At 61.8% G+C, this 10,209-nt stretch carries 7 protein-coding genes; all 7 read right to left on the bottom strand.

The genetic code is table 11. The features are described from left to right. Positions 1–92: 92 nt before the first annotated feature. Entirely contained in the window at positions 93–689 is a 597-nt protein-coding gene (locus tag VGL22_RS20505; protein WP_465268827.1) for a gluconate 2-dehydrogenase subunit 3 family protein, read from the bottom strand. Then, a complete protein-coding gene (locus VGL22_RS20500; protein WP_465268826.1) occupies positions 686–2,431 on the bottom strand; it encodes a GMC family oxidoreductase in 1,746 nt (581 codons plus the stop codon). Before VGL22_RS20500 ends, VGL22_RS20505 begins: the two co-directional genes overlap by 4 nt. A gap of 212 nt (positions 2,432–2,643) precedes the next feature. Beyond that, the gene (locus VGL22_RS20495; RefSeq protein ID WP_465268825.1) at positions 2,644–4,905 is read right to left on the bottom strand and encodes a Tex family protein; all 2,262 of its coding nucleotides are present in this window, start codon (positions 4,903–4,905) and stop codon (positions 2,644–2,646) included. A gap of 70 nt (positions 4,906–4,975) precedes the next feature. Further along, positions 4,976–6,061: a methylmalonyl Co-A mutase-associated GTPase MeaB gene (meaB, locus tag VGL22_RS20490; protein ID WP_465268824.1), complete on the bottom strand. Its 1,086-nt coding sequence runs from the start codon at positions 6,059–6,061 to the stop codon at positions 4,976–4,978. Further along, complete coding sequence (scpA, locus tag VGL22_RS20485; protein WP_465268823.1) at positions 6,058–9,312, bottom strand: methylmalonyl-CoA mutase; 3,255 nt, start codon at positions 9,310–9,312, stop codon at positions 6,058–6,060. Before scpA ends, meaB begins: the two co-directional genes overlap by 4 nt. Next, a complete protein-coding gene (locus VGL22_RS20480) occupies positions 9,305–9,799 on the bottom strand; it encodes a VOC family protein (protein WP_465268822.1) in 495 nt (164 codons plus the stop codon). The genes scpA and VGL22_RS20480 overlap by 8 nt, the downstream gene beginning before the upstream one ends. Further along, positions 9,796–10,191: an acyl-CoA carboxylase biotin carboxyl carrier protein subunit gene (locus VGL22_RS20475; protein ID WP_465268821.1), complete on the bottom strand. Its 396-nt coding sequence runs from the start codon at positions 10,189–10,191 to the stop codon at positions 9,796–9,798. Before VGL22_RS20475 ends, VGL22_RS20480 begins: the two co-directional genes overlap by 4 nt. Positions 10,192–10,209: the final 18 nt, after the last annotated feature.

Below are 10,209 nucleotides of genomic sequence, written 5' to 3'. Positions count from 1 at the left end.
CAAAACCCTGCGGGCGAGCGCAATTCCAAGCAGTTGTCAATCACAAGACTGCGAAACTATGTTTACTAATCCGTAAATATACCCCCCCCAGGTCATACCCCGGGAACCGGCGGGCACCCCGGAAACTCCGTCAAATACGTGTTCCCCTTGTACCCCAGATACCGGATCCCAACCTTGCTGGTGAAGAACCCGTCCGCCACAAAGTTCCTCAGGAACGAGAACCCATACACCGCCTTCTCCAGGCTCGCATCGTGCTCCGCGTTCTTGCGGTACGCCACCAGGTCCAGAATCTCCGTCTGCTGCCCCTTGGCGCAGTCGACCCAAGCCTTCCCGTAGCGCTTTGTGCACGCCGCGTCCAGCCAGCCGAAGAACTCGCCCAGCGTCGCCCGGTATTCGGGATTCTCGCTGCTGAGCAGATCGATGAACTCCGGCGCCCCGCCCTCCACCGCCCCGCCTGAATCCGCGTCCGGCGGCATAATCGTATCGGCCAGCCCCTGCAGCGTCTTGAACCCATGCGCATCAAAGAACTTCGGCGCATACGCCCCCGCAGCACCATCCTTCTCCGCTTCGATCATGTGGTGCGCATGCTCCGCCGCCTCTACAGGAATCACCCGCAGCACCGACCCCACCGCCACGCTCATGCCCAGAGACTTGAGAACCGCCCGGCGCGAAACCGTATCCAGCGTCATCCCAGCTCTCCCTTCTTCGCCTGCTCCAGCAGATACTCTGACGTCCGCCACGACAGCGCCATGATGGTCAGCGTCGGATTCTTGTCAGGGTTGGTGACAAACGGCGCCGCATCCGCAACAAACACATTCTTCACATCATGCGCCTGGCACCACCGGTTCAGCGCCGACGTCTTCGGATCATCGCCCATGCGCACCGTGCCCAGTTCGTGAATGATCTCGCCGCCCTCCGAGATGCGCCCCGCGGGCTGCTGGCGAAGCGCCAGGCTCTCCCCCGCGCTCGCCGGCGGCGGCGAATGGCGCCGGAACGTGGCCACCGTTCCACCCGCACCTTCAATAATCTGCCGGAACGTCTGCTGCATGTGATCCGACATCTTGATCTCGTTCTCCCCCCACCCCCAATGAAACCGCAGAACCGGTATCCCCCACTGATCCTTCACGCTGGGGTCAATCTCGCAGAACGACTTCTCGTTGGGAATCATCTCGCCCCGGCCATTGAAACCAATGTAGGTGCCGTAATCCTTGCGGCAGGCTTGTTTGAGACTCGCGCCGTAGCCCTCGTGCTCCTCGCACACGTGCTGGAACCCGCCCACGCCCGGCATATCGCGCCCCCCTCCAAACTCAATGTGATACCCGCGCAGAAACTCGTTCTTCTTTCCGAACAGCCACCACGGCATGTACATGTGCATGCCCCCCACGCCGTCGTGATTGTGCGCGGGCATCCCCTCAAGCTGCGGGAAGTGCCCCACCAGATCGCTGCCCACCGAGTCCGTCAGATAACGTCCAACAACACCGGATGAGTTGGCGATTCCATTCGGAAAACTGGATGAGCGCGAATTGAGCAGCAGCCGCGCCGACTCGCACGCACTCGCCGCCACAACAATGGAACGTGCGTAAACGCGCTGCTCCTGCTTGGTGCTCTTGTCCACATAGGAGACCGCCTCTGCCTTTCCATTGGCGCCCAAAACGATCTCGCGCGCCATGGCGTTGGCAATCATCGTCAGGCGGCCGGTCTCTGCCGCCGGCGGGATCATCACCTGGCTCGAACTGAAATTGGAAGCCGTGCGGCAGCCACGCCCGCACTGCGCGCAGTAGTGGCACGCATCGCGCCCGTTCAGCGCCTTCGTAAGAATCGCCAGGCGCGAGGGTATGCAGGTGATATGCAGCTTGTCGCACGCCTTCTTGACCAGCGTCTCGGTGCAGCGCGGCTTGGGTGGCGGCATGAAGATGCCATCCGGCGCGTTCGGCACGTTTTCTTTCGACCCGAACACGCCGATGTAGGACTCCACCTTGTCGTAGTAGGGCGCGAGCTCCTCGTACGTGATCGGCCAATCATCTCCCATACCGTCGGTAGAGTGCGCCCTGAAGTCGGCAGGCCCGAAGCGCAGTGCGATCCGTCCCCAATGATTGGTGCGGCCTCCTTCGATGCGCGAACGGAACCAGCGAAACGAGGATCCCGGCGCGGTAGTGTAGGGCTCGCCGGGAATGTCCCAGAAGCCGTTGGGTGCCATGAACTCCGTCACCAGGCCGCGCTGCGTTCCGCCTACTCCGACGCCACGGTGCGGAAGCTGATACGGCCAGACGTGTTCTTTGAAATCGGTGTCGGGATTGAGGCGCGGCCCAGCCTCCAGCATCACAACACTGAGGCCGCCCTCGGTGAGGATCTTCGCGGCTGTCCCGCCACCGGCCCCTGAACCGATAATGCAGACGTCATAGACCTTTTTGCGCTGGGATACTTCGAGCATCCGTCCTCCGAGGGGAACCGCTGAATGATTCAGAAGACGGCACATCGCTGTTCGTTCAGCGAAGATACGCCGGCGGCGAAGCACTGTTCCCGGGCAGCAACACTATAGCTGTCCGAACGCTTCACGCGCGAGTTGGCAGTCAGCACCAAAAGCGAAAAGGCCCGCACAAGCGCAGGCCTTCAGGCGTACAGATGGTTCTTGCTCTTCGGCTCTTAGGTGCGGGTCTTCCACTTCGAGGAGAGCAGGTCTAGCTTGTCCTGCACCTGCATCTCCGGCTTCGGCGCCGGCCTGGCTGCGGCAGACCGCTGGCCGCCGGCCATCAGCGCCTTCATCGAGAGCGAAATGCGCTTGGCCTTTTCATCCACCGCCAGCACCTTCACCTTCACCAGTTGCCCCGTCTTCACCGCCTCAGAGGGCTCCCTGATGAACTTGTTGGAAAGCTCGCTGATATGGACCAGCCCGTCCTGGTGCACGCCAATGTCGACGAACGCGCCAAACTTGGTCACGTTGGTCACCACGCCCTCCAGCGCCATGCCCACCTTCACGTCCGCGATCTGCTTCACGTCGTCGTGGAAGCTGGGAGCGACAAATTTGTCCCGCGGATCGCGGCCAGGCTTGCGCAGTTCGGCGAGTATGTCATTCAGCGTGAACGCCCCGGCGGACAGCTTGTTCTTTTCAACCTTCTCCAGCAGCTCCGGCTGCTTGATGATCTCCGCCACAGGCGTGTTGAGCATCGACGCGATCTGCTCCACCACGTGGTACGACTCCGGATGCACTGCGGTGGAGTCAAGCGGATTGTCGCCATTGCGAATGCGCAAAAAACCGGCGGCCTGCTCAAACGTCTTCCGGCCCACGCCCGGAACTTCCAGAACTTGTCGTCGCGAGCGGAAGCCGCCCTTCTCGTTGCGAAACGCGACGATGTGCAGAGCGGTGCGCTCGCTGATCCCGGCCACATGACGCAGCAGCATCCATGATGAGGTGTTGAGGTCGACGCCCACGCGATTCACACAGCTCTCCACGACCGCCTGCAGCGACTCCGCAAGCTGGCGCTGATCCACGTCATGCTGATACTGGCCCACGCCGATTGACTTGGGATCGACCTTGACAAGTTCGGAGAGGGGATCCTGCAGGCGCCGTGCAATCGAGATGGCGCCGCGAACCGTAAGATCGAGATCGGGAAACTCCTGGCGCGCTACGTCAGAAGCCGAATAGACGCTGGCGCCGGCTTCGCTCACCGTAACGGAGAAGATGCCGTCAATCCCCTTTTCGCGCAGGAATCCGCGCACAAACGCGTCGGTCTCGCGCGACGCCGTTCCGTTGCCAATAGCGATGGCGCGCACGTTGTACTTGCGCAGCAACGATTCCATCTTGGGCGAGGCCTCGGCGTCGCCTCTCTTGCTCGTATGCAGGTAGAACACATCGTGCGCAAGCAGCTTGCCCGTTTCATCCACCACCGCTACCTTGCAACCCGTTCGCAGGCCGGGATCAATCCCGAGCACGGAAAGCGGGCCGGCCGGCGGAGCCAGCAGCACGTTATAAAGATTGTCCTTAAACACCTGGATAGCTTCGGTATCAGAGCGTCGCTTCAGCTGGAGGCGGATTTCGCCCTGGATGGATGAGTTGAGCAGGCGTTTCCATGCGTCTTCAATGGCGAGCTCAAGCTGCGAGGTCCAGTCTGCCGGCGCCCGCAGTACGTTGCGACGCAGAACGGCAAGAGCACGCTCGGCCTCAAGCTCGATCAGGAAGTAAAGCACGTTCTCGCTCTCGCCGCGACGAATGGCGAGCATGCGGTGCGAAGGAATCGTCTTCACCGCCTCCGAGTACTCGTAGTACATCTTGAACTTTCCCTGCTCGTCCACCGCGTCCATCATTTTGCGGCTCACCACGGTGCCTTCGTCGAACATGAGCTGCCGCAGGGCCTTGCGGAGGTTCGCGTCTTCGCTCATCCATTCAGCAACAATATGGCGCGCCCCTTCCAGCGCGTCATCGACGTTAGCTACGCCGACCTCCGCATTCACGAAAGTTGCGGCGAAACTGTTCAATGGGTCAGCAGCGGGCTGCTGCTCCCACAGATATTTGGCCAGCGGCTCCAAACCCTTTTCGCGCGCGATGGTCGCCTTGGTGCGGCGCTTCGGCTTGTAAGGCAGATACAGGTCTTCAAGTTCGTTCTTTTCGAGCGTGGCCTCAATGCGCGCCTTCAGCTCGTCGGTCAGCTTGCCTTGCTCGGCAATAGACGCAAGAATCGTTTTGCGCCGGTCGACGAGATCGCGGAAGTACGCAAGCTTGTCCTCAATCGCCCGGATCTGCACTTCATCCAGGTTGCCGGTGGCCTCTTTGCGATAGCGCGCGACGAATGGAACGGTCCCGCCGTCGTCCAGCAGTTCGATAACGGCCATCACCCCGCGCATAGGGAGGTTCAGAGAATTTGCAATATGAAGGAGAATTTCGGGGGAGAGAGTCTTCGATTCAGTCATGAGTGATCCTTCGTTATCGTAAAGGACCAGACTGAGGAAAAGTGGGAGAGCGATTCACACCCCGCGTGCGTCACAAACCGGCTCGCGATGCGCCCGTATAGATCTCAAGCAACTGCCGGGCCGCGCGGAACGGCGTGATGCGCCCCTCAGTTACTTCCCGCTCGTACTCCGGCATGTGTTGACTCACCAGCGCATGGGAGCGGAACAGCCGGGCAAGACCCTGGTCGAGCGCATCGCGCAGCCAGCGGCGGCGTTGGTCACAGCGGTTCCTTTCAAAGCTGCCATTGGCCCGCGCGAGTTCGGCAAACTCCTGGACTGCATTCCACAACGCGGGAATCCCGCGGCCCGTCAGCGCGGAACAGGCGATCGCCCGCGGCGTCCAGCCCGACACCGCAGCAGGGAAGTAGTGCAGCGCCCGTTCGGCTTCGGAGCGGGTGCGCTCAACTGCCGCGATATTCTCCCCGTCCGCCTTGTTGATGGCGACGAGATGGGCAAGCTCCATCACGCCGCGCTTAATGCCCTGCAGTTCGTCACCCGCGCCTGCCAGCATCACCACCAGAAAGAAGTCCACCATGCCGTGCACCGCGGTTTCTGACTGCCCTACACCCACAGTTTCAACCACGATGTTCTGATAGCCTGCAGCCTCGCACAGTAGCATCGCCTCGCGTGTGCTCTGCGCCACCCCTCCGTGCGATCCGCGCGAGGGCGATGGCCGAATGAATGCTCCTTCGCACGACGACAGCGCGACCATGCGCGTTCTGTCGCCCAGAATGCTCCCGCCCGTGATCTGGCTGGTTGGATCCACGGCGAGCACCGCGACCGTTTGTCCGTATTCGCCAAGGATGTACTGCCCCACGGCTTCAATCAGCGTGCTCTTGCCGGCCCCAGGCACACCCGTGATGCCCACGCGCAGAGCGCGGCCGGTGTGCGGCAGGCAGGCTTCAACAACTTCATCCGCCAGATCGCGATCCGCCGCGCGCGAGCTTTCGATCAGCGTAATGGCACGCGAGAGAACATGGCGGTCGCCCCGCAGAATTCCCTCGATATATTCATCGCGCGTGAGCGGCCTTCGAAAACGCAGCGCTGGCTGAGCCGGCCGTTCATGCGGTGCCGACCCGGCCCGGATGCGAAGCGGGCTCCCCATCGCAATGCTCAACGCGCGGCTCCTCCCACCGGAGTTGCGGCCAGCACACGCAGTATCTGCTGCGCAGCCTTGGGAATGGGAGTGCCTGGACCGTAGATCCCGGCCACTCCGGCCTGGTAAAGAAAGTCATAGTCCTGCGGCGGAATCACTCCCCCGGCCACCACAAGAATGTCGTCGCGCCCCAGTGTCCGCAGCTCTCCAATGAGTTGCGGCACAAGCGTCTTGTGCCCGGCGGCAAGAGTTGATACACCCACCACGTGCACGTCGCTTTCCGCGGCGAAGCGCGCCACCTCCGCCGGAGTTTGGAAGAGTGGACCGATGTCCACATCGAACCCCAGATCCGCGAAGGCGCTCGCAATCACCTTGGCTCCGCGGTCGTGCCCGTCCTGTCCCATCTTCGCGACCAGGATGCGCGGGCGGCGGCCCTCCGCCTCCTCAAACTCCGCCACCATTCGCTGCGTCATCCGGAAGTCTTCGCCCGCCGCCTCAGCGGCATAGATACCCGTAACCGCCCGCGGAACGGCCTGGTAGCGGCCCCACGCCTTCTCAAGCACGAGCGAGATTTCGCCCAGCGTGGCGCGGTTGCGCGCCGCTACAACGGCGCATTCCAGCAGATTCCCCTCGACTGCGCGAGCACACGCTTCAAGCTCCGCCAGCGACTGCGCGACGGCCTCACTGCTACGCTCGCGGCGAACCTGCTCCAGCCGCGCGATCTGCGCGGCACGCACCGCAGCATCGTCAATGTCTAGAACCGGGATCGGCGTCTCCTCCGCAGGTTGGTAGGCATTCACACCGACGATCACATCCCTGCCCAAATCAATGCAGGCCTGGCGCCGCGCCGCGGCCTCCTCAATGCGCATCTTGGGAACGCCGGTTTCGATCGCCCTAGTCATGCCGCCCAGACCCTCGACCTCCTCAATCAGCTCCCACGCCGCGTGCATGAGCTCATGCGTGAGCCGTTCGACATAATGGGAGCCTCCCCACGGATCGATGATGCGCGTGATGCCGGTCTCCTGCTGCAGGTAGATCTGCGTGTCCCTCGCAATGCGCGCGGAGAAATCCGTCGGCAGCGCAAGAGCTTCATCCAACGCATTGGTGTGCAGCGACTGCGTATGCCCCATCGCAGCGGCAAGCGCCTCCATGCAAGTGCGCACCACGTTGTTATAAGGATCCTGCGCCGCCAGGCTCCAGCCGGAAGTCTGCGAATGCGCCCGCAATGCCAGAGACTTGGGATTCTTCGCACCAAAGCCCTTCACCAGCTTTGCCCACAGCACGCGCGCCGCACGCATCTTGGCAATCTCCATGAAGTGGTTCATGCCCACTCCCCAGAAAAACGAGATGCGCGGCGCAAAGTCATCCACATTCAGCCCCGCCTTGATCCCGGTGCGCAAATACTCCAGTCCATCGGCCAGCGTGTAAGCCAGCTCGATATCGGCCGTGGCCCCGGCCTCCTGCATGTGATAGCCACTCACGCTGATGCAGTTAAAGCGCGGCATCTGCGCAGCGCAGTATCGGAAAATATCGCCGATGATGCGCAACGAGGGTTGGGGCGGATAGATATATGTGTTGCGCACCATGAACTCTTTGAGAATGTCGTTCTGAATGGTTCCGCTGAGCTTGTTGAGCGGCACACCCTGCTCTTCAGCCGCCACGATGTAGAACGCCATGATCGGCAGCACCGCGCCATTCATGGTCATCGAGACCGACATCCGGTCCAGCGGAATACCATCAAACAACACCTTCATGTCCAGCACGGAATCGATGGCCACTCCGGCTTTGCCAACGTCGCCGGCCACCAGCGGATGATCGGAGTCATAGCCGCGATGCGTGGGCAAATCGAAAGCGACGGAAAGTCCCTTTTGCCCGGCGGCAAGATTGCGGCGGTAGAAGGCGTTCGATTCCTCGGCTGTAGAAAAGCCCGCGTACTGGCGGATCGTCCACGGCTGCAGCGTGTACATCGTGCTGTAAGGCCCGCGGAGGAAGGGCGGCATGCCAGCCGCATACTCCAGATGCTCCAGACCCGCTACATCCTCTGCCGCATAAAACGGCTTGATCGGGATGTGCTCGCGCGAGAGATGCTCCGCTGCCTCCGGAGCCCTTCCGGCCCCGGCGTCTTGCGGAGATTTTCCGGTGCCGTGTTCGAGCGAGACGACTCCGTGAAGTTTCGCCAGCGCTTCGGTCGCAAGGCGCTCGGTGATGGACTCCACTGCGTACGACCCGCCGGCCGCATCGGCCACCTGTGAGAATTGGCACTCGTGTTTAAGAATGATTTGCGTGTTGCGGGCAATCCGCTGAGCCTGCTCCCCTGTGAACTGCCCAACGGCCGCGCAGGGCTCTACGGTGATGCAATCTGCGCCTCCCAACACCGCGGCCGCGGCTCCGACGGCGCCGCGCAGAATATCCATGTGGGCCACGTCCGGATTCGAAACGGAGCTCAACGTAAAAGCGTGAATCCGAGCCGCACCATCCTCGCCTGCCACACCGTACGAATCCAGCACCTTGGCCCATACCACGCGCAATGCCCGAAGTTTCGCAATCTCCACAACAAAGCGCGAACCCATAGCGACAGAAAAAGTGATGGAAGCCGCAGCGCGCTCCGCAGAAATCCCTGCGTCCTGCATGGCCTGAATAAACCTGGCCGCCTGTGCCACCGCGCTGCAGATCTGCTGCGCAGAGGATGCGGAATCCCCCGCTGATCCCCCCACCGTAAATGGACGGAGCCCAACCGGCGCGCTGGCAAGCATCTCAGCCGTAAACGCCAGGTCTGTCAGGGGGTCGAAACTGGCCGACACTGTGGCACCATGCGAGCGCTTCCGAAGCCGGACCGCCAGGGCGCGCAGCGTGTCTCTGTCGATCCCTTCAAATTGAAGCGGAACGTCCTCAAGCTGCGCGAACAGCACCGCCAGGTCAGACGGCGCACGGAGCCCCTCCAGTCGAAACGCTACCTCTTCCACGCCAGCCGACACAGCGGCCTGCGCCCGCCGGTTTGCTTCTTCGGGATCGAAAGCGTCGATCAGCTCGCGAATGCGCCAATTGCCGTTGAACTCCGCGCCGCGCACATACGGAAATCGCCTCAGAACGGCCCTGGTCAGTGCCAATCCCGCAGTGTCTTCAGCGCGGTAGAACGGCTTCAGGTCAAGTCCCTCTTCGGCGTGCCACACAAGCTTTTCGGGATCGCCGCCCTTCAGGTCCTCCCGGATGGCAGCCTCCCACGCGGGCGTGGCAATCGGCGGGAATTCCGAAAGAAGTTTGTCGTCAGGCATGGTCATTCACTTTTGCTGAGTTGTCTTCGACGATCTCAAAAAGAATTCCAAATGCGTGGTCGACATGCGATTTGGGGTGAACGAAAAAGACCGAAGTGCCGCGTGAGCCAGGCCGTGGGGCACTATCGATGATGTTGAAACCGGCTGACCGCAATCCATCAAACGCCTTCCGCGCATCCGGAACGCGAAATGCGATATGTGCAATCCCAGGACGTCCCCCGTTGCGCTCGATGGTCTTGTTCACCGGCGAATCCGGTGAGAGCGGCTCCAGAAGCTGGATGAGGTTGGGGCCATCGCCGATCTGCAACAGCACTTCGCGCACCTGATCGCGCCCCAACACGTCCTCCCGATGAATCTCGCGGAAGCCCATCAATTTGTATGCGTCGGCCTGCTTCTCCAGTTCGCCCGGCGCTACGGCGATGGCAACGTGATCGACGCATCGAATCCCCGGCCCCCCCGCGATTTCTTCCTGCACTTCTGTGCTCATCTCTCTGCTTCTCCTGCGGGCGCTTCTTGCCATTGCATCTCAATCAGCGGCTGATTGGCCTTGACGGAATTGCCCTGCACAACTTGTATCTTTGAAACCGATCCCGCGCGCGGAGCTGTGACCTGCGTCTCCATCTTCATGGCCTCAAGCACAATCAGCAGATCGCCTGCTTCCACGCTCTGGCCTTCCTGCACGGGGATGCGGATCACGAGCCCAGTGACCGGGCTTCGGCACACGTTATCCGAAAATTCCTGCGGGAGCGCGGGGCCCGGCTGAGGCGGTGGGATATACGGCCGCGGCGGCGGAATATACGGCGCCGCCGCTTCGTCGTCTTCAAGCACCTCTACGTCGGCCTCGTAGGTGGTGCCGGCGATGGTGATTCGGAGCTTCAAGGGAACATCCTTTCCGTC

Source organism: Occallatibacter sp., assembly GCF_036502485.1.
Lineage (GTDB): Bacteria > Acidobacteriota > Terriglobia > Terriglobales > Acidobacteriaceae > Telmatobacter.
This window is presented reverse-complemented; position numbering and strand designations above follow the sequence as displayed.

Bases quoted from the DNA above. Each gene is read 5' to 3' on its own strand.
- scpA (WP_465268823.1), bottom strand. From the start codon at position 9,312: ATGCCTGACGACAAACTTCTTTCGGAATTCCCGCCGATTGCCACGCCC.
- VGL22_RS20480 (WP_465268822.1), bottom strand. From the start codon at position 9,799: ATGAGCACAGAAGTGCAGGAAGAAATCGCGGGGGGGCCGGGGATTCGA.
- VGL22_RS20495 (WP_465268825.1), bottom strand. From the start codon at position 4,905: ATGACTGAATCGAAGACTCTCTCCCCCGAAATTCTCCTTCATATTGCA.
- VGL22_RS20500 (WP_465268826.1), bottom strand. From the start codon at position 2,431: ATGCTCGAAGTATCCCAGCGCAAAAAGGTCTATGACGTCTGCATTATC.
- VGL22_RS20505 (WP_465268827.1), bottom strand. From the start codon at position 689: ATGACGCTGGATACGGTTTCGCGCCGGGCGGTTCTCAAGTCTCTGGGC.